At 37.8% G+C, this 18,329-nt stretch carries 20 protein-coding genes; 15 read left to right on the forward strand and 5 right to left on the reverse strand.

Features of this window, described 5'->3' with window-relative positions; translation table 11 throughout:
* Positions 1-19: 19 nt before the first annotated feature.
* Positions 20-718, reverse strand: coding sequence for a glucosamine-6-phosphate deaminase (locus IGL36_RS01695; protein WP_002355326.1), 699 nt, complete (start codon positions 716-718; stop codon positions 20-22).
* 251 nt (positions 719-969) lie between these two features.
* The gene (locus IGL36_RS01700; RefSeq protein WP_002361196.1) at positions 970-2,496 is read right to left on the reverse strand and encodes an AMP-binding protein; all 1,527 of its coding nucleotides are present in this window, start codon (positions 2,494-2,496) and stop codon (positions 970-972) included.
* Between the two features lie 220 nt (positions 2,497-2,716).
* Between IGL36_RS01700 and IGL36_RS01705 the strand changes: the two genes are divergently transcribed.
* The gene (locus IGL36_RS01705; RefSeq protein ID WP_002355332.1) at positions 2,717-3,118 is read left to right on the forward strand and encodes an organic hydroperoxide resistance protein; all 402 of its coding nucleotides are present in this window, start codon (positions 2,717-2,719) and stop codon (positions 3,116-3,118) included.
* 43 nt (positions 3,119-3,161) lie between these two features.
* Here IGL36_RS01705 and IGL36_RS01710 read toward each other — a convergent pair whose 3' ends face one another.
* Complete coding sequence (locus IGL36_RS01710; protein WP_225583261.1) at positions 3,162-3,932, reverse strand: sulfite exporter TauE/SafE family protein; 771 nt, start codon at positions 3,930-3,932, stop codon at positions 3,162-3,164.
* Between the two features lie 169 nt (positions 3,933-4,101).
* Here IGL36_RS01710 and IGL36_RS01715 point away from each other — a divergent pair, with 169 nt between their 5' ends.
* Genes IGL36_RS01715 through IGL36_RS01745 form a run of 7 tightly spaced genes read left to right on the forward strand, consistent with a single transcriptional unit; the run spans position 4,102 to position 9,427 of the window.
* Positions 4,102-4,905, forward strand: a complete 804-nt coding sequence (locus tag IGL36_RS01715; RefSeq protein ID WP_002358431.1) for a PTS mannose/fructose/sorbose/N-acetylgalactosamine transporter subunit IIC — start codon at positions 4,102-4,104, stop codon at positions 4,903-4,905.
* The gene (locus IGL36_RS01720) at positions 4,898-5,716 is read left to right on the forward strand and encodes a PTS system mannose/fructose/sorbose family transporter subunit IID (protein ID WP_002355336.1); all 819 of its coding nucleotides are present in this window, start codon (positions 4,898-4,900) and stop codon (positions 5,714-5,716) included. Before IGL36_RS01715 ends, IGL36_RS01720 begins: the two co-directional genes overlap by 8 nt.
* 30 nt (positions 5,717-5,746) lie before the next feature.
* Positions 5,747-6,223, forward strand: a complete 477-nt coding sequence (locus IGL36_RS01725; RefSeq protein WP_002355337.1) for a PTS system mannose/fructose/N-acetylgalactosamine-transporter subunit IIB — start codon at positions 5,747-5,749, stop codon at positions 6,221-6,223.
* Between the two features lie 16 nt (positions 6,224-6,239).
* Positions 6,240-7,091, forward strand: coding sequence for a MurR/RpiR family transcriptional regulator (locus tag IGL36_RS01730; RefSeq protein WP_002355339.1), 852 nt, complete (start codon positions 6,240-6,242; stop codon positions 7,089-7,091).
* 14 nt (positions 7,092-7,105) lie between these two features.
* Positions 7,106-7,996 carry an N-acetylmuramic acid 6-phosphate etherase gene (gene murQ, locus IGL36_RS01735; RefSeq protein WP_002397536.1) on the forward strand — a complete coding sequence of 297 codons (891 nt, stop codon included), beginning with the start codon at positions 7,106-7,108 and terminating at the stop codon, positions 7,994-7,996.
* 12 nt (positions 7,997-8,008) lie between these two features.
* Positions 8,009-8,998, forward strand: a complete 990-nt coding sequence (locus IGL36_RS01740; RefSeq protein WP_002397535.1) for a serine hydrolase domain-containing protein — start codon at positions 8,009-8,011, stop codon at positions 8,996-8,998.
* Positions 8,999-9,007: 9 nt separating this feature from the next.
* Positions 9,008-9,427 carry a PTS sugar transporter subunit IIA gene (locus IGL36_RS01745; RefSeq protein ID WP_002363016.1) on the forward strand — a complete coding sequence of 140 codons (420 nt, stop codon included), beginning with the start codon at positions 9,008-9,010 and terminating at the stop codon, positions 9,425-9,427.
* A 34-nt stretch (positions 9,428-9,461) separates the two neighbouring features.
* On the opposite strand, the gene IGL36_RS01750 is transcribed toward IGL36_RS01745, so the two are convergent.
* Positions 9,462-10,271: a DUF1189 domain-containing protein gene (locus tag IGL36_RS01750; RefSeq protein ID WP_002355344.1), complete on the reverse strand. Its 810-nt coding sequence runs from the start codon at positions 10,269-10,271 to the stop codon at positions 9,462-9,464.
* 193 nt (positions 10,272-10,464) lie between these two features.
* Here IGL36_RS01750 and IGL36_RS01755 point away from each other — a divergent pair, with 193 nt between their 5' ends.
* The 7 genes from IGL36_RS01755 (at position 10,465) to IGL36_RS01785 (ending at position 17,247) form a co-directional block, all read left to right on the forward strand.
* A complete protein-coding gene (locus IGL36_RS01755; protein WP_002361201.1) occupies positions 10,465-11,073 on the forward strand; it encodes a superoxide dismutase in 609 nt (202 codons plus the stop codon).
* Positions 11,074-11,220: 147 nt separating this feature from the next.
* Positions 11,221-12,201 (forward strand): diaminopimelate epimerase, encoded by a 981-nt coding sequence (gene dapF, locus IGL36_RS01760; RefSeq protein ID WP_002361202.1) that lies wholly within the window; start codon positions 11,221-11,223, stop codon positions 12,199-12,201.
* A gap of 149 nt (positions 12,202-12,350) precedes the next feature.
* Positions 12,351-13,559 carry an LCP family protein gene (locus IGL36_RS01765; RefSeq protein ID WP_002383706.1) on the forward strand — a complete coding sequence of 403 codons (1,209 nt, stop codon included), beginning with the start codon at positions 12,351-12,353 and terminating at the stop codon, positions 13,557-13,559.
* A gap of 129 nt (positions 13,560-13,688) precedes the next feature.
* Positions 13,689-14,390, forward strand: coding sequence for a glucosamine-6-phosphate deaminase (nagB, locus tag IGL36_RS01770; RefSeq protein ID WP_002379080.1), 702 nt, complete (start codon positions 13,689-13,691; stop codon positions 14,388-14,390).
* A gap of 95 nt (positions 14,391-14,485) precedes the next feature.
* A complete protein-coding gene (locus tag IGL36_RS01775) occupies positions 14,486-15,187 on the forward strand; it encodes an MgtC/SapB family protein (RefSeq protein WP_002355354.1) in 702 nt (233 codons plus the stop codon).
* A gap of 158 nt (positions 15,188-15,345) precedes the next feature.
* A complete protein-coding gene (locus IGL36_RS01780) occupies positions 15,346-15,915 on the forward strand; it encodes a LemA family protein (RefSeq protein WP_002386098.1) in 570 nt (189 codons plus the stop codon).
* A gap of 45 nt (positions 15,916-15,960) precedes the next feature.
* Entirely contained in the window at positions 15,961-17,247 is a 1,287-nt protein-coding gene (locus IGL36_RS01785) for a TPM domain-containing protein (RefSeq protein ID WP_002387692.1), read from the forward strand.
* 39 nt (positions 17,248-17,286) lie between these two features.
* On the opposite strand, the gene nrdF is transcribed toward IGL36_RS01785, so the two are convergent.
* On the reverse strand, positions 17,287-18,252 hold the full coding sequence (gene nrdF, locus IGL36_RS01790) for a class 1b ribonucleoside-diphosphate reductase subunit beta (RefSeq protein ID WP_002355357.1): 966 nt from the start codon (positions 18,250-18,252) through the stop codon (positions 17,287-17,289).
* Positions 18,253-18,329 lie beyond the last annotated feature (77 nt).

The raw sequence follows: 18,329 nt of genomic DNA on the forward strand, positions 1-18,329 counted from the left end.
ATAATCTAGGCGCAATTTTTTATTTTTCTAATTGACTCGCTGCGGCTTCATCCAAGAGAACCGTTAAATTTGGATGGAGTTGAAGAATAGAGGCAGGATACGTTTCTGTGACAGGTCCTTGGAGCACTTGTTTGACCATCTGAGCTTTTTGTTCACCATTTACAATTAGGACAAGATGCTTAACTTTCATGATGCTGGCTGGCCCCATCGTAACAAAGGTCATGCCTGGCTGCATCATTTCAGGAACAAACCAAGGCTCTGAACCAGTGACGGTCACTTGATAGGTTTCGTTTTTAAAATGAGTGGTAGTGGGCATGTTCCCACAAAAATGACCATCTGCTCCTAAGCCAATTAACATCAAATCTAAGCCGCCTGCGTCAGCAATCCGTTGTTCTTGTTGTTGAAAGTTTTCAACAGTTAATGGATGGATGTTTTGCTCGGATATTTCCGCAGGTGTCAAATACAGCGTCCGCAAATCTGTCAGAGTAATGCCTTCCTTTTGATGAGGAACAGGGATTTCATCAAAGTTATAATAATGAACATTATCAAAGTCAGATGAATTTTTCACAATCGAGGCTAATTTTTGGTAAACAAGTGCTGGTGTTTTGCCAGCGGTAATTGATAAATTCACTCGTTTATCTTGGCTCATCGTGCTTAGAAGTAACATTTTTGCCCATTCGCTCATCGTGTCGAAATCTTGTTTAATTAAAATTTTCATACTTGCTCACTCCATTCTTTGAATAAGCTAAGTATAATTTGTGGGAACCATCCCATGTCAAGCTCTTCACAAAAAGGATTTAATTAACGGTAGGCAAAAGAAAGAGGAGCAGCCGTCAAAACGATGGCTGCCCCTCTTTTTAAAACTTAAGATAACCTACAACGAGTTAACTTTTTAGCTTTCTGTTCCACTTGCTCCAACGCTGGTCTAAACGTTCTTTTGACCAACACTGTTTAACAAAGAATTTTATTTTATTGTTCTTTTAACCATTTTTCTAGTTGTAAACGTTGCACTTTCATAGTAGCTGTGTGAGGGATTTCATCAAAAGCCATAATGATAGGTTCGTTTAAATGTGGTAAATCGGCTACTTGTGTCCACCAAGCATCCCAATCCATTTCTTCCCCAGGGACAACCGCTAAAATTGGCTGAGGTTCATTTTCTTTGCCACGGACAATAATCACTTCTTCTAAGAAATCTAATGCATCCAATAAATGATCTTCAATAGCTAAATTACTGTCGATGTTTTCAATTAGATCTACTTGGCGATCTTTCAAGAATAAGTGGCCGCGTTCATCTAACATCCCGTAATCGCCGCTGTCCCACCATTCGCCGTAGACATTTTCTGCAAAGCGGGCATCTTCTTTGTAATATGTTAAGGCCCGTCCTTTTGATAAGAATTGGATATGGCCGTCCGTCATCGCAGGTAAAACTTGTCCTTTTTCATCGGTAATTCGAGCTTGTGTTAAATCCTCTAAACCAACGCCCATGTCACGAGCATCTGAATCTTTTAGGGATTCTAAAGTATGCGCTCGTAAGATCATTGGCCCGCATTCACTTTGTCCATAAACTTGTAGGAAAATTGGTTCATTGGCAGCAGATGCTTTTAAGAAAGCCACCATTGTAGCGTTGTTAATTGCATCAAAAGTAGAATGATAATAATGGACACTAGCGAAAGCTTCAGGTTTTTCTTTGGCCAAACGAACCCATTGAACGAAGTTATTGGGGTGTGTTTCTACAGCGATTGGTTGATAGGTGCTGAACATTTCAGCGACTTTTTCGCTCGAAGCATTTGCTAAAGGCATCATAGGGAAGCCCATGGCCATTAAAGAAGACACGCCAATGTTAAAACGAGAATGAACTGGCGAAATATGAAAGCCAACTAATTTCTTTTCAGCAATTTTTGTAAAAATGGTTTTTTGCCATTTTGTACGCCAACCCATAGAGTGATTGGAATGACAGATAAGTTTAGGAATACCTGTTGTTCCAGAGGTGTGAGTCATGTAGGCAATTTCGTCTTTAGTCAGTTCGTCTTGAGGAACTTCCGTGGCATCAGCTTCTAAAAGAGAAGCAACCGAAAGTTTTTTATTGGCAGAGCTGTTACGAACAGCTTGAACTTTTTCAGCAGTCACATCATCAAATAAAATATAAGGATCTTCTAAACGATCAACGAATACTTCAATTGTTTCAAAAGGTAAATGGTATGAAACCATTACAGGAACGGCTGCTAGATATGAGGCTGCAACAGCTAGTAAATACGTGTCGAATTTAGGACTTTTATAAATAATAATTTTGTCGCCTTTTTTTACACCTAAAGCGGCTAATTGATATGCCCGTTTCAAAATTTCTTGATGGCTTTCACCATAAGTTGTTTCTAAGCCAAGTGCAGGAAAAGCAGGCAAAGATTCATCAAAAATAATTGGAACAGTTGGTGTTTTTTCTGCGGCTTCTTGATAGTTTGTGTAGAGGTTTAATGGTTGATAATCAAGTAAGTGTGTCAAGGGAAAGTCTCCTTTGTAAAATAGTTTGTGTACAAATGTACAAGTTCACTTTATCCTATCATAGAATGGGTTCTTTTTCTACGTCAAAAATACAACGTTAAATGTTATTTTTTATTATTCACAAGCACAACGTTTGCTGTATCTGACAAAGTTTCCTACAATAATTATGTAAGTAACAAGTTCTCAGAAGTGTAAAACTTTACAAAGGAGAGGAATTTACATGAAAAAAATCTATGAAACAACTATCATTAATACGGGTGGACGTGCAGGAGAAGTTCACTCACCGGATAAATCATTTTCTTATGCGGTTGCTTCGCCAGGTGTCAAGAAAGAAAATACAACAAATCCAGAACAATTATTCGCAGCGGCTTACAGTGCTTGCTTTAACGGTGCATTAGAATTAGTGATGGATCAAGAAAAAGTCGAAGGTAAAAGTACAGTAACTGCACGTGTTTCCTTATTCCAAGGAGAAGATGGATTTAGCGTTGGTGCTGAATTAGAAGTTCATATTGATGGGGTAGATCAAGCTAAAGCAGAAGAACTTGTTAAAAAAGCCCACGAAATTTGCCCATATTCTAAAGCAACAAGAAATAATATAGATGTTAAATTAACAGTGATTTAATTAAAAAAGAAGCGCTTTGTCTATACGACAAAGCGCTTCTTTTTTAGATAACACTCCACAAATTATACATATTTAACAAAATAACTAAAAAAACAACTAAACTATAAATTTGGGCGACCCGTTGTTGGGATAATTTTTTACTGAAAAGACCGCCGACATAACCACCGAATAAAGCGGCAGGAATAATAGCCCAAAGCATTGTCAAATCAAAAACCGCAAACCCTGTGGTCAAGCCGATATTGCCAAGTTTGGCGAGTTGGGAGAAAAAAATAGTAATGATGGAATAGACAGTTGCTGATTTGATATCCATTCCAAAAAAGAGAATAAGGCAAGCTACATTAATGGGACCGCCACCGATGCCTAAAAAGGTTGATAGAATCCCTAAGCCTAATCCGACAATCAGAAAAATGCTCAATCCGTTGAGGTGTAAGTGCCAGTTGGAAAATTGATTGTAGAGAAGAACCAAAACCAAGGTCAGCAACATGATGATATATTGGATTAGTTGTACTTTTTCTTCATTTGGCGCTAGTGCAATCGCCTGATTAAGAAGTAAATCACCTAACATGCCGCCGACTAAGGAACCAAACGAAATACTCGCGGCTTTTTTCCATTCAATTTGGACACCATTTTGATACTGTTTATAAGTCGAAGAAATGGACATGACAAAAACAGCGACACTTGAATAGAACGCAATACTATTTAACGAATGGAACCCAAGAAAATCCAAAACAGGCTTAATAATGACGCCTCCACCCATCCCAGAGAGCGCCCCAACTGTATTGGATAGAAAAATAGTTATGAAATAAATCAGCAAAACCCGCACATAATCACTCCTAAACCGTTTTCTTTTAGTATAGCACAAAAATTATATAAGAAATGTAATTTCATTTAAAAATATTTTTAAAAAGAACTTGAAATGATATTTCTTTAATGGTATTCTACAAATACAAAAAAGAAAACGCATTCAAGGAGGATGAGAAAGCATGACAGTATCGATTGGTATTATTTTGATTTTATGTCTTTACACAGTTGTTGGTGTACTTGACCAAATTTCTATTCAGATTGGTCCATATACACCATTGTTTGCTGCAACTTTTACTGGCCTAGTCTTAGGAGATGTTCAAACAGGTTTGATGATTGGGGCAACGCTTCAATTGATGACATTAGGCGTAGCGACTTATGGAGGAGCAACAGTCCCAGACTTTCTTTCGGGGGCCATTATGGGAACGGCTTATGCAATCATTTCAGGGAAAGGGGCAGAGTATGGTATCGGAGTTGCGGTTCCGATTGGGTTATTATTGACACAACTAGATATTTTAGGCAGAATGGCTAATACGTTTTTCCAACACAAAGCAGATCGCTATGCGGAAGAAGGCAATTATAAAGGGGTCGAGCGTTGCAATGTTTTAGGAATTTTTCCTTGGACGATTTCTCGTGTCATCCCAGTTTTTATTGGCCTAGCTTTTGGTGAACAAGTTGTAAACGCTATCAATAATTGGATTCCTATTTGGGTGATGAATGGGTTAAAAGCAGCAGGTGCTATTTTACCAGCGATGGGGATTGCTATTTTAATGCGGTACTTGCCAATTAAAACATACTGGCCTTATTTTATTATTGGGTTCGTGTTACTTGCTTATGGGGCCCAATTCTTCTCAGTTTTAGGTGTCGCACTGGTTGGCTTGGCTTTAGCAGCGATTTATGTGATGAATCATAACAAAGGCGGCGCAGCTACAACAAGTGGCACGGTTATTTACGAAGATGATGAGGAGGTTGAGATTGATGACTAACAAATTAACAAAAAAGGATATTAATAAAGTTTACGTCCGTAATCTTTTTGGCTATCAGTGGGGCTGGAACTATGAAAAAATGCAAGGACTTGGTTACGCTTGGGTGATGATGCCTGCATTAAAGCGACTATACAGTGAAGATCCAGTAGCTATGAAGAAAGCCTTGAAGACACATCTTGGCTTTATGAATACAACGCCAGCCATGTCGCATTTAATTGTCGGAGCTGATATGGCTTTGGAAGAAGAAGTTGGCATTGAAGATGAAACGGCCATTACTGGCTTGAAAACAGGTCTAATGGGTCCGTTTGCTGGTGTTGGTGATACCATTTTTATCGCGATTTATCGTGCGATTGTTTTTTCGATTGCAGCTTACATGGCGCAAGGGGGCCAGGTTGTTGGGTTACTGATCCCGTTAATTGCCGGAGCAGTGGTCCTATGGGTTCGCTATAAATTCACTTGGATTGGTTACCATCAAGGGAAAAAAATTGCGACAGAATTTGCGGATAAAATGAAATTGTTTACGCAAGGTGCAGCTATTTTAGGGTTAACGGTGGTCGGCGGTTTGATTCCTTCGGTAATTACTTACAAATTAGATTTAACTTATAAAATGGGAGATGTAACATTATCTGTTCAAGAAATGTTGGATAAAATTTTACCCGCATTAATTCCTTTAGGGATTGTTCTTTTATCCTATTGGTTACTAGGGAAAAAGAAAATGAATTCAACACGGCTAATCTTTGTTTTAATTTTAATTGGCATGGTTTTAGGCAATTTACAACCAATGTTGGCTTGGGTTGGCGGTTTATTTTAAAAAAATAGTATATAATAGGAGAGATTTATTATGACAATTGTACATGCAAGAGTAGATGAGCGTTTAATTCACGGACAAGTTGCAACCGTTTGGACGAATACGGTTGGCGCACAAAGAATCATGGTAGTAAATGATGCCGCTGTCAAAGATCAATTACAAATTGGTGCCTTAAAAATGGCTAAGCCTGCAGGAGTTAAATTATCCATTTTATCGAAACGTAAAGCGATTGAAAAAATTTTAGCAGGCAATTATGATGAAGAAAAAGTCTTTTTAATTACGAAAGACATTGCAGACATGGCGGCTTTAATTGATGGCGGTGTCCCATTACAGAGCTTCAATGTCGGCAATATTTCTCAAAAAGAAGGCAGTCGAGCAATTAAAAAATCTGTTGCATTAACCGATGAAGATATTCAAACCGTTCGTCGTTTAACAGATAATGGGGTGACTATTACCGCACAGATGATCCCTTCTGAACCAAACGAAGCAATTTTAACTTTCATAAAATAGAAATGGAGATGAGAAGATGGAGCCAATCCGTTCAATCAGACAAAAATATAAGGACTTTTCCAAAGTAAATAAGAGAATCGCAGACTATATACTGAAGGATCCGACCCGTCTTCTCTCATTAACAGCAAACGAAATTGCTAGCAATAGCGAAACTTCTCCAGCGTCAGTTACCCGTTTTTCTAAACAATTAGGGTTTGACAGCTGGGAAGAGTTAAAACTATCCATTGCAGCGGTACAAGCTGCCAGTAACGGTAAAAAAGATATTGATCCAATTGTAGCGGCGGATGATTCGGTGGATACTATTTGTATGAAAGTGGAATCTTTATTAAATGCTACGATTGAGGATTTATTTTATACAGTAGATAAACAAGCCTTGGAACGAGCAATCGCGCATGTTAAAAAAGCGGAAAAAATTCATTTGGTTGGAATTGGTGCCTCTTCTTTAACGACTTATAATCTTTATCACAAGTTTAACCGCGCTGGTCGCCAAGCAATTTTTAATTATGATAGTCACATGATGTTGGAGTTTTTAAATTATGCAACGGCACAAGACATTTTGATCACGGTCTCCTATAGTGGTTTGACAAAAGAAGCCTTAATCGCCTGTGAAATTGCCAAAAATAGAGGTGCAACGGTTATTTTTATTACCAGTAACGATGGAGAAAACGTGCGATCATTGAGCGATGAAGTTCTTTTAGTCCCCAATAATGAGCACCTCATTCGAGTTGGGGCTATTTCATCGATTGCTTCGTCAATGGCAATTGGCGATGTTCTGTATTTAGGTTCAATTCAAGATGATTTAGACACAGAAATTGAACGCAATATGATTGAAACGAGTCAACTTGTCAGCCGTCTAAAAGAGAAGTAGGGGTGTGCAAGCAAATGAACTTAGAAGGATTAACGACAGAAGCCAGAAATGAAGCGACTAAAAAGATTGACCAAGTGTCAACATTAGAAATGGTAACTTTAATAAATCAAGAAGACCAAAAGGTAGCACAAGCAATTGAAAAGGTGCTTCCGCAGATCGCTGCAGCAATTGATGCAGCGGCAGAACGATTTAAAAAAGGGGGCCGTTTAATCTATTGTGGTGCAGGAACGTCTGGACGTTTAGGTGCTTTGGATGCGATTGAATTAACGCCCACATATAGTGTGTCGCCAGAACGCGCATTTGGTATTTTAGCTGGTGGTGAAAAAGCAATGTATCAAGCAATTGAAGGCGCTGAAGACTCGAAAGAATTAGCTATCGAAAATTTAACGCAACATCAATTGACTGCCCGAGATGTCGTAATTGCGATTGCTGCTAGTGGTCGGACACCATATGCTGTTTCCGCAATTGAATACGGAAAAAAAGTGGGCGCTCTAACCATTTCAGTTACCTGTAATAATCAAAGTCCGATGAATCAATTGGCGGAAATTGGGATTGCGCCAATTGTAGGACCGGAAGTCATTACAGGATCAACTAGAATGAAAGCGGGTTCAGCACAGAAAATGGTGTTAAATATGTTTTCAACAGGGATTATGGTTAAAGTAGGGAATATCTATCAAAATTTGATGGTCAACGTACAACCAACGAACGAAAAATTAATGCAACGTGCCACGAATATCATTAAAGAAGCAGCAGAAATCGAGGAATCGCAAGCCAAAGAATACTTGGAGGCAGCACAGCTAGAAGTGGCACCAGCCATTGTAATGGCGAAAGCCCACGTTGATTTTCAAAAAGCCAAACAACTATTAGCAGAACATGACGGACGGATTTCAGAAGTTTTAGCATAGAAGTGGTGAACAATGAATCAAATCGCAATTCAAGAAACAATTCAGAGACTGATTAATCAGCAAGTCGTTCCGGGTGTCGCTTGGGGGACGATCACAGAAGATAGCTTATCAGAACAGTATACGGGCTTTTTAGGTAATACTGGTCCATTTGCAAGACAAAAGGTTTCATCAGCTAGCCTGTATGATTTAGCGTCCTTAACGAAAGTTATTGGGACAACAAATCGAATGTTACAATTAATCGATACAAATCAGCTTACTTTTTCAACCACTGTGGGGGAAATCCTACCTGATTATCAAGGACTATCTTGTTCGATTGGGGAGCTTCTACTGCATCAGAGCGGACTGCCAGCTGATGTTGTCGATAAGAAAAATGTCACAAAAAAAAGCTTGCAAGAAATCATTTTAACGCATTCGTTATCTGAACGAGGGAAAACCACTTATTCTGATTTAGGGTATTACTTATTGGGAGAAATTATTCAAGTATTGGATCGCTGCTCATTAGAAGAGAGCTTTCAAACATACTTATTTCAACCAATGAACCTACAGCATACAAGTTTTACGGTCAGCGATTTTGCCCAGGCAGTGCCCACAGAGATTACAAAACAACGCGGCGTTATTCAGGGAGTGGTCCACGATTCGAAAGCCTATCAACTAAAAGCGCCAATCGGCAGTGCAGGGTTATTTGCAACTTTATCAGATTTACTCACTTTTGTTCAGTGTTTTATGAACAATCGCTACCCGTCTGGCAAACCATTATTTTCTGAAAAAATGTTCGATGCTCTCTGGTCTATGAACCAAGGGGGACGTACATTTGGTTGGGAATTGAAAAAGACGCAAGCAGGGGCAGGCTATTTGTATCATACTGGCTTTACTGGAACGGCGATTGGTATGAAAAAAGAGACCAAAGAAGCCCTAATTTTGCTGACGAATCGGATTCATCCCACTCGTGAAGAACGTGGCTTTCTGAAAGCACGAACAAAAATTTATCAGCAGTATTTTTAGGAGGATATGATGAAACCAAAATTAATTTTAATGAGCCATGGACGGATGGCAGAAGAAACCTTAGCTTCTACTCAAATGATTGTCGGGGAATTAGCAGATGCTGCGATTGTGTCAATGACCGCAGAAGATGGCTTGAGCGGCACGCAAGCAAAACTGGCAGCAATCTTAAAAGAAGCTGGCAATGTCCCGACGCTTGTATTAGCTGATTTAAAAGGAGGAACACCTTGTAATGTGGCTATGATGGCCATGGGCACTTATCCGCAATTGCGAGTAGTCGCTGGACTTAATTTAGCAATGGCAATTGAAGCAGCCGTCTCACCTGTGGAAAATGTGGATGAATTAGCTGCATATTTAACGCAAATTGGCCAATCTGCGGTGACCACGATTGACTTACCTGAATTAACAGATGAAGAAGAATTTGAAGAATAGCAAAAAGGTGTTGTCTCAAAGACAACACCTTTTTTTAAGAACCAGGGATATTCCGTGGTTCGTTTTTGGTTGTGACAAAGAAAAAGAACAGACTTAGTAAAATAACTAGGATGCCATCGTTAAACATCGGATTTACGAAATTTAAAATAGCACTTAAGATGACTGGCACGGTAGCACAATACGTAATAATTTTTAAACAATCAATCAAACGTAAAGAATAAAAACGTAATTTTGAATAGAGAGATGCACCGATAGCGGCAATCAGTAAGTCTAAAACTAAACCGATTAGAACAGGGTAGATAGCCACTAAAAAGACAATGAGTTTTGTCCACCAAGGGATTGCTGCTTCACTTAGCGCAGTCTTGATACTCTGAGCGTTAACGCCATCTAAGGTTCCTTTACTATAGGGGAAGATAAATTGGTCGGTGCCTAGAATTGATTCAGTTGCGCCTGAATTCGGTAAGGCGACTACAAATTCATCTTGTAAAAAAGCCAAACCAAACGCATTACCAATTAAATCCTTTTGGACATCAGCGGCTGTACGTTTTCCATCTGGATCAAACGTAAAAATAATCGAGTCGGTTTGATAAATAAAGCCAGATTCTTTGGCCTTTGTTTGCAACGTGCCATTTTCAATAGAAAAGTCAGGCAACTTTTCTGCAATTTTTTGGCCATCTTGTTGCACCTCTTGTAGCACAGAAAAGACTTGTTTGGTAATAGGTAGTGCTAAAATAGCACTTAAAAAAACAGCATAGAGAATTACTTTCCAAAACGCCATTTTTTTCGCATGCCGTAATTCTGAAACTGAAAAAAAGGCCTGCTTAAATAATTGCAATGTATTCATTTATTTACTCCTCACATCATTCTTCTACAGGTCATTCTAGCGAATTTATGAGGGAAACACAAGGTAATCTCCCTCTTTTGTAAAACTTTTCTTTTGGCAAGCAAACTATTTTGTAGAAAGCGGTTCACTCTGTTATCATAATAGTTGTATGAAAGACGTATGTTACATACTAAAAAATAGGGGGATTTAAAAAATGACTTACACATTACCAGAATTACCATATGCTTATGATGCATTAGAACCTTACATTGACGTGGAAACAATGCACTTACACCATGATAAACACCACAACACTTATGTGACTAACTTAAACGCAGCGATTGAAAAACATCCAGAATTAGGCGAAAAATCTGTAGAAGACTTAATTTCAGATATGAATGCTATTCCTGAAGATATCCGTACAGCCGTTCGTAACAATGGTGGCGGTCACGCAAACCATACATTCTTCTGGGAAATTATGGCACCAAATGCTGGTGGACAACCAACTGGCGCTATTAAAGAAGCAATCGATGAAACATTTGGTAGCTTTGATGAAATGAAAGCTGCTTTCAAAACAGCTGCAACTGGCCGCTTTGGTTCAGGTTGGGCTTGGTTAGTTGTGAATAACGGTAAATTAGAAATCACTTCAACACCAAACCAAGATTCACCATTAATGGATGGTCAAACACCTGTTTTAGGTCTTGACGTTTGGGAACATGCGTATTACTTAAAATATAAAAACGTTCGTCCAGATTACATTGAAGCATTCTGGAACGTTGTTAACTGGGATAAAGTAAACGAACTTTTTGCAGCAGCAAAATAAGTTTGCCAATTGTGAAGGAAAGAGTCAAATGACGGCTGTCATTTGACTCTTTCCTTTTACAAATCCAGGGTCGAAATAGTTGTTCGTTTATGGCATACTAAAGTAAGTAGGGAAAGATAACGGATACATAAAGAAGGAGCTAAAAAAATGAATGTTATGATGCAAAAAGTACACGGGTCAGAAAATGATTTCTTTTTATTGGATGAAACACAGTTTGAGCGTTCTTTAACCGCTGAGGAAATTGAGCAATTGCGCATCCAGTTATGTTCGCGGGAAACAGGATTATTGGCGGGAGCAGATGGGTTACTTTTGGTAGGAGAAGGGACTCACGGCACGTCCAATGCTAGAATGCGAGTGATTAACAGCGATGGTAGTGAAGCAAGCATGTGCGGGAACGGCTTGCGTACGGTTGCCCGTTATTTAGCTGAAAAAAACCAAGAAAAATCATTTACAGTTGAAACAATGTTTGCAGATTTGAAAGTACGTCAAGCCCCCAATTTAGCTGAAGAAGTAGCGACTTACCAAGTGGAAATTTCACCAGTAAGTTTTGAAGCAGTCACTATCCCAATGCATTTAGGGGTCCAAACATTAATTGATGAAATCGTACCAGCCTTATCTAACACCATTCGCTTTACAGCGGTAGCAGTGCCTAATCCGCACCTTGTAGCATTTGTGGATCATGAAACCTTAAATGGTCCAGAATTTGAACGAATCGCTACCTATGTAAATAATGAAAATCCATATTTTCCAGAAGGGATAAATGTGAGTTTTGTTGAAATTCTTGGCAAAAATCAACTATTTGTTCGAACGTATGAACGTGGTGTAGGTTTTACAAGTGCTTGTGGGACAGCTATGTGCGCAAGTAGTTTACTTTATACGTTATTGAAAGATGGTGTTTTTTATGAAGAAATAACCGTCAAAAATGCTGGAGGTATGGTGAAAACAGTCGTCCACGAAACGTCTGATGGCAGTTATTGGATGGAATTAATTGGGAATGCCACGATTACGCATTTGATTGAAGGATCACTGACTGATTTACTAAATGGTGCATTTGAGAAAATAACTATTACTGAAACGAATGAACAGAAACATTATCAAGAATTTCTGCAAACACTTTCTCAAAAATAACAATTGTTCCTTGATAAAGCACTCTTTTATTTTACAATTGTGTTAAGTTCTTGTTCCAAAAAATAAAAAATATTGCTTGAATAAGCAAACTATGAGAAAATAAAGGGCATGAATTAAGAATTATTCTTAGATAAACGAGGAAGTGTCTTATGAAACTATGGAAAAAAGTAGTACTGGGCTTCTTGAGCGTCTTGCTAGTGGTAGTAGCTGGGGTATGTGCTTACGGGATTAAGATGTATTCAGATGCCAATTCAACAATTAATGGGATCTATCAATCAGTTAACCGTAAGTCCAATAAAGGAGCCACGGCCAATATTGATGCGCAAGAACCATTCTCTGTTCTTTTAATGGGGATTGACACAGGCGATTTAGGTCGAACAGAACAAGGTCGTTCAGATACTACAATGGTTGTAACCATCAACCCGAAAGAAAACAAGTCCACAATGATCAGTTTGGATAGAGATATTTTAACAGATATTGTTGGAAATGACACACAAGACAAATTGAACCATGCCTATGCATTTGGTGGCGCCGAAATGGCGATTAATACAGTCCAAGAATTACTGGATATTCCCATCCATCACTATGTATCCATCAATATGAAAGGGTTAAAAGACCTGATTGATGCGGTAGGCGGTATTGAAGTAGATAATACGATTGGTGAATTTACGTTGGACGGTATTACTGTTCCAGCAGGTAAAATCAAGTTAGATGGCACGACAGGTTTGGCTTATGCGCGGATGCGTCACGAAGATCCTGAAGGAGATGTGGGTCGTCAACGCCGCCAACGAGAAGTTGTTGAGAAAATTGTGCGCAAAGTCATGAGTTTTGATGGTGTTTCAAAATATCGAAAAATTCTTGATGCTGTTGAAGCCAATGTAAAAACAGACTTAACTTGGGATGACATGATGGACATCCAATCAAAATATTTGTCTGCCTTTAAAACAATTGACTCTGAACAATTACAAGGATACAGTGCAACTATTGATGATATTTATTATCAAGTCCTAGATCCAAATAGTTTATACAAAACACAAACAACACTTAGAAAACAACTTGGTTTAAAAGAACATGCTTCTGAACGTGAAAAAGATTTAGCCTTTTATAATCAGTTTAGCTATGCTGTTACAGATACTGCACTGATTGGTGAATCTGGTGATTCAAGTGCCAATAGCTCTACTAGTTCGAGTAGCACAGCGGACACCACAGCCGGTCAAACAGAATACAACGGCAATACGCAACAAGCAGCAGAAGGAGCCTACGATCCGAATACGTACGTTGACCCAAATACGTACACAGATCCAAACGCTTATGCTGATCCAAATACGTATGTGGATCCCAACGCACCACAATATTAATCTGTTAAACAAGCTCGAAAACTTCTATTTCTGATGGAAATAGAAGTTTTTTTCTTTTATTCTAGAAATTTTTTTCAGAAGGTGTTATAATTGGACTATACCAAAATAAACCGTAAGGAGCGTGTCAAAATGCAAATTATCCGTGTAGCAAATGCAGAAGAAGGCGGCAAAAAAGCGTTTGAATTAATTAAAGAAGGTATGAACAATGGTGCGAAAGTTTTAGGCTTAGCAACAGGTAGTACACCAGAAACATTATATAAAGAAATGACAGCAAGTGATATCGACTTTACAGAAATGACTTCTGTAAACTTAGATGAATATGTTGGTTTAGGTGGCGAAGATGAGCAAAGTTACCGTTATTTCATGAACAAACACTTATTCGACAAAAAACCATTTAAAGAAACATTTGTACCAAATGGTAAAGCAGAAGATTTAGATGCTGCTTCCGCAGAATATGAAAAAATTATCGATGCACATCCAGTAGATATCCAAATCTTAGGTATTGGTCAAAATGGACACATTGGTTTCAACGAACCAGGCACACCTCTAGATAGCTTAACACATGTCGTTGAGTTGACTGAATCAACAATCAACGCAAACAAACGTTATTTTGACAAAGTAGAAGATGTCCCAACACGTGCTGTTTCTATGGGGATTGGCTCAATCATGAAAGGTAAAAAAATGATTTTAATGGCTTATGGCGAAGCAAAAGCAGAGGCCATTAAAGGAATGATTGACGGACCAGTAACAACAGACATGCCAGCAAGTGCATTACAAAACCATCAAGATGTTGTTGTAATCATTGATGATGCAGCTGCAAGTAAATTATAATCGTTGATGAAAAAGAACTTGAAACATAAGGATTTCCTTATGTTTCAAGTTCTTTTTTTGTTATACTGGAAGTAATAGAAGAAGAGGTGAAAAGGATGTTACAGCTAACAATTCCAGAAATTATTTTACGGTTAGTCCTAGCGATGGTGATGGGTGGCGCAATTGGTTTTGAAAGACAATATAAGAATCGCCCAGCAGGGATGCGCACTCACATTTTAGTTTGTATGGGCGCGGCTATTATTGCGTTAATTCAGTCGCAAATTGCAATCAATGCATTGAAAGATGCGTTAGCTAATCCGGCTTTGACGGGGGTCATTCGTTCAGATCAAGCAAGGTTGATTGCACAAGTTGTAAGTGGAATCGGCTTTTTAGGTGCTGGAACCATCATTGTAACGAAACAAAGTGTCACCGGATTGACGACAGCAGCGTCACTATGGACCGTTGCTGGTTTAGGGATCGCGGTGGGCATGGGCTACTATACGATTGCCTTAACAAGTTTTATCGGTGTATTATTTGCCTTAACCATTGTCAAACGAATTATTCACGTACCAACAATCAAAAAATTAGAAATTCGCTATCAACATAAACAAGAAACCAAAGAATTTATTAATCAGTATTTTGAAGAAAAACATATTGAAATTTATGATGTGAATTTCAATGTTTCTTGGGTGGATGATACAAAAATCTATACGAATATCTATACTATTGATTTACCTAAAGGCCTAACGTATGCCGATGTTATCGAAGATCTATCTGTTTCAAATAATGTAACAAAATTACGATTGATTAATGTGTAGAAACATCTATTTATAATTAATGACAACCGCTATAAGTTAAAATGCTTATGGCGGTTTTCTTCTAGGACCTAGGACTGATTTTTTAAGTTTAATATTTCAAAAAGATTACAAAAGAGTTATGATTGTATTACGAGTTAGAAAGAAAGGTGATAAGTAAGATGAATAAAAAAAATAAATTTCTTAGTATTATTGTTGTTGTCGTTGTGATTATTGGTGCATTTGTGATGAAAGCTTATAATCAATTGATTACTTTAGATAATAAAGTCGAAGCAGAATGGTCACAAGTAGAGAATGTAATGCAAAGACGTGCTGATTTAATTCCTAATCTTGTCAGTAGTGTTCAAGGCAGTATGACTCAAGAAAAAGAAGTTTTAAAAGAAATAACGGAAGCACGTAAAGCATACGCAGGAGCAAAATCTTCTTCTGAAAAAGGGCAAGCAAATGAGCAAATTGAAAAAGGATTAGGTAATTTTGTTACAGTATTGAATGAAGATTACCCAAAGTTAGCTTCTTCTGAAAATGTCAAAACCTTAATGACTCAATTAGAAGGATCTGAAAATCGAATTTCTGTTGAACGCCGTAACTATATACAAGCTGTTGAAACATATAACCAACAGATTTCAAAATTCCCTGATAAAATAATTGCAAAACTTTTAGGATTTGAGAAGAAAACTAACTATGTTGCGACAGAGCAGGGAAAAGAAGTGCCGCAAGTGGAATTTAAATAAAAAATTTGTAGAAAATTTGGGTTAAAAAGAAAGAAGTGAGGAAGGTTGGATAAAAAAGTCGAAAAAATTCAAGAAAAAGTTCGTTTGTTTTATAAAAAGCATCAGCGGAATACAACGATTGTTGTGGTAATTAGTTTGAGTATGATTTTAATATTAGGAATGGCTGCTTGGTATGAAGGAAAGGGAATCTCTTATGAAGCAAAACAAACTGCACTGAGAGAGAAGCAACATGCCTTACAAAAAAAGAGAGACGATATCTTAGCAGGGAAAATGACTGAAGCGTCAACCCAGACAACAATAAATAACTTTTCTAAACAAGAAATAACTGGTGAAAATGAATTAGTGACAATTACTGGAACGAATGGGCAGTTGAACATTAATGATGCTAATATCTATGTTTCAGATAATGCAGGTATTGTCTCAAATCAACTTAAACAGAAAATGTTTCAATTGAATCAACAATTGTTGGAAAATGCGAATGGCGCACAATTTATGCTTATTACCGTTCCTGCGTTACCTAGTGGGGAATCTGTTGAATCTTACAGCAATAAGATTGCTAATCAATTAGGTGTAGGGGATCGTGAAAAAAATAATGGTGTGGTTTTTCTAATGGCAATTGAGGATCGCGAGTCTCGCTTGGAAGTTGGATATGGCTTAGAGAGTATTTTAACGGATAGCTATGCGGATGATATTATTAATAATGAAGAAGTAAAAGAGGCTTTTAGAGACGAGGATTATAATACAGGTCTCAATAAAATTATTGATCAAGTATCGGCTGCAATCAATTCAAAAACCGCACAAGTGGATAATGAATTAACAAATATACAAACAGAGTTAAACACTAACACAACGAAAAGAAATGTTCTTTTAATGGCAAGTATTGCTGGGATGCTCATTTGTGCTGTTTATATTTTACAAATTTTAAGAACAAGAAAACTTGTTAAAAAAATGTATCAAGATTATTTGAATTGTTTACCAACAAAGGCTGTCCTAAATAACTCAGAACAGACAAAGAAAGTATTAAATAAGATGAAAAAGACTTCTTTTTATTGTTTATATCTTAATGGAGCAACGTTATTTGCCACGAAAGGGAAAATAAGACGTGCCACTAAGCGTGGTTCTTTACTAAGTATATATCCAAATGCAAAAAAACAATCTTTTGGGCGTTTATTAGTAGGAGATACTTTATATAGTTATGATGGTAGTGTTTTGACGTATGCTTATTTAAACTCACAATACAATCCGTCTAATCATAGTAGTTCTGGTAGCGGCAGTGGTGGTTCATTCGGTGGCGGCTCATTCGGCGGTGGCGGCGCCTCAGGAAGTTGGTAAAATAAAAAGCTAGAAACGTTGATCGTTTCTAGCTTTTTGCTATTTATCTAAACCGTAAAGATAGTCATCATCTTTCATGGCTTCAACTGTTCCTAGTAAATAGCCATTTCCTACTTGGGAGAAGAAGTCATGGTTGCTAGTTCCTGTCGAAATACCATTCATTACAATCGGGTTCACATCATTGGCTGTATCCGCAAATAAGGGATCCATACCTAAGTTCATTAAAGCTTTGTTGGCGTTGTAACGTAAAAAGGTTTTTACTTCTTCGGTCCAACCTAAGTCATCATATAATTCTTCTGTATAACGTTCTTCGTTTTCGTACAATTCGTAAAGTAAATTATACATCCAGTCTTTTAGTTTATCTTGCTCATCTTCTGGTAATTCATTAAATCCTAATTGGAATTTATAGCCAATATACGTGCCGTGCACTGATTCATCACGGATAATCAATTTAATAATTTCAGCGACGTTCGCTAGTTTATTGTTTCCTAAATAGTAAAGAGGAGTGTAAAACCCAGAATAGAATAAAAACGTTTCTAAAAATACACTAGCAATTTTTTTCTCTAACGGAGTACCGTTTTTATAAATTTCGTTAATCCGTTCTGCTTTATATTGCAGGTGTTTGTTGGTATTTGTCCACTCAAAAATATCATCAATCTCTTTTTTTGTATTTAATGTACTGAAGATAGAAGAATAACTTTTGGCATGGACAGATTCCATGAATTGGATGTTATTTAAGACGGCTTCTTCATGAGGCGTCCGCACATCATTTCTCAGTTGATCCATGCCGCTTTCTGATTGAACAGTATCTAATAAAGTTAAACCGCCGAAAACGTAGCCGACAGTAGTTTTTTCTAAATCGGAAAGAGTCCGCCAATCATCTAAGTCATTGGATAACGGAATCCGTGTATCTAACCAAAATTGTTCGGTTAATTTTTCCCAAGTGGATTTATCAATGACGTCTTCAATGGCGTTCCAGTTAATTGCTTCATAATACGTTGCCATGGTTATTCCTCCTGTATGCTGGGACAGCAGTCTGTTTGACTAGTTGTCTCGTTTCTTCGCTTAAAACGTTCTACAGA

The organism is Enterococcus sp. AZ011 (assembly GCF_050548355.1).
GTDB classification, from domain to species: Bacteria; Bacillota; Bacilli; order Lactobacillales; family Enterococcaceae; genus Enterococcus; species Enterococcus faecalis.

Coding starts and splice junctions, on each gene's coding strand:
- IGL36_RS01695 (WP_002355326.1), bottom strand. CDS start 718: ATGAAAATTTTAATTAAACAAGATTTCGACACGATGAGCGAATGGGCA.
- IGL36_RS01705 (WP_002355332.1), top strand. CDS start 2,717: ATGAAAAAAATCTATGAAACAACTATCATTAATACGGGTGGACGTGCA.
- IGL36_RS01715 (WP_002358431.1), top strand. CDS start 4,102: ATGACAGTATCGATTGGTATTATTTTGATTTTATGTCTTTACACAGTT.
- IGL36_RS01720 (WP_002355336.1), top strand. CDS start 4,898: ATGACTAACAAATTAACAAAAAAGGATATTAATAAAGTTTACGTCCGT.
- IGL36_RS01725 (WP_002355337.1), top strand. CDS start 5,747: ATGACAATTGTACATGCAAGAGTAGATGAGCGTTTAATTCACGGACAA.
- IGL36_RS01730 (WP_002355339.1), top strand. CDS start 6,240: ATGGAGCCAATCCGTTCAATCAGACAAAAATATAAGGACTTTTCCAAA.
- murQ (WP_002397536.1), top strand. CDS start 7,106: ATGAACTTAGAAGGATTAACGACAGAAGCCAGAAATGAAGCGACTAAA.
- IGL36_RS01740 (WP_002397535.1), top strand. CDS start 8,009: ATGAATCAAATCGCAATTCAAGAAACAATTCAGAGACTGATTAATCAG.
- IGL36_RS01745 (WP_002363016.1), top strand. CDS start 9,008: ATGAAACCAAAATTAATTTTAATGAGCCATGGACGGATGGCAGAAGAA.
- IGL36_RS01750 (WP_002355344.1), bottom strand. CDS start 10,271: ATGAATACATTGCAATTATTTAAGCAGGCCTTTTTTTCAGTTTCAGAA.
- IGL36_RS01755 (WP_002361201.1), top strand. CDS start 10,465: ATGACTTACACATTACCAGAATTACCATATGCTTATGATGCATTAGAA.
- dapF (WP_002361202.1), top strand. CDS start 11,221: ATGAATGTTATGATGCAAAAAGTACACGGGTCAGAAAATGATTTCTTT.
- IGL36_RS01765 (WP_002383706.1), top strand. CDS start 12,351: ATGAAACTATGGAAAAAAGTAGTACTGGGCTTCTTGAGCGTCTTGCTA.
- nagB (WP_002379080.1), top strand. CDS start 13,689: ATGCAAATTATCCGTGTAGCAAATGCAGAAGAAGGCGGCAAAAAAGCG.
- IGL36_RS01775 (WP_002355354.1), top strand. CDS start 14,486: ATGTTACAGCTAACAATTCCAGAAATTATTTTACGGTTAGTCCTAGCG.
- IGL36_RS01780 (WP_002386098.1), top strand. CDS start 15,346: ATGAATAAAAAAAATAAATTTCTTAGTATTATTGTTGTTGTCGTTGTG.
- nrdF (WP_002355357.1), bottom strand. CDS start 18,252: ATGGCAACGTATTATGAAGCAATTAACTGGAACGCCATTGAAGACGTC.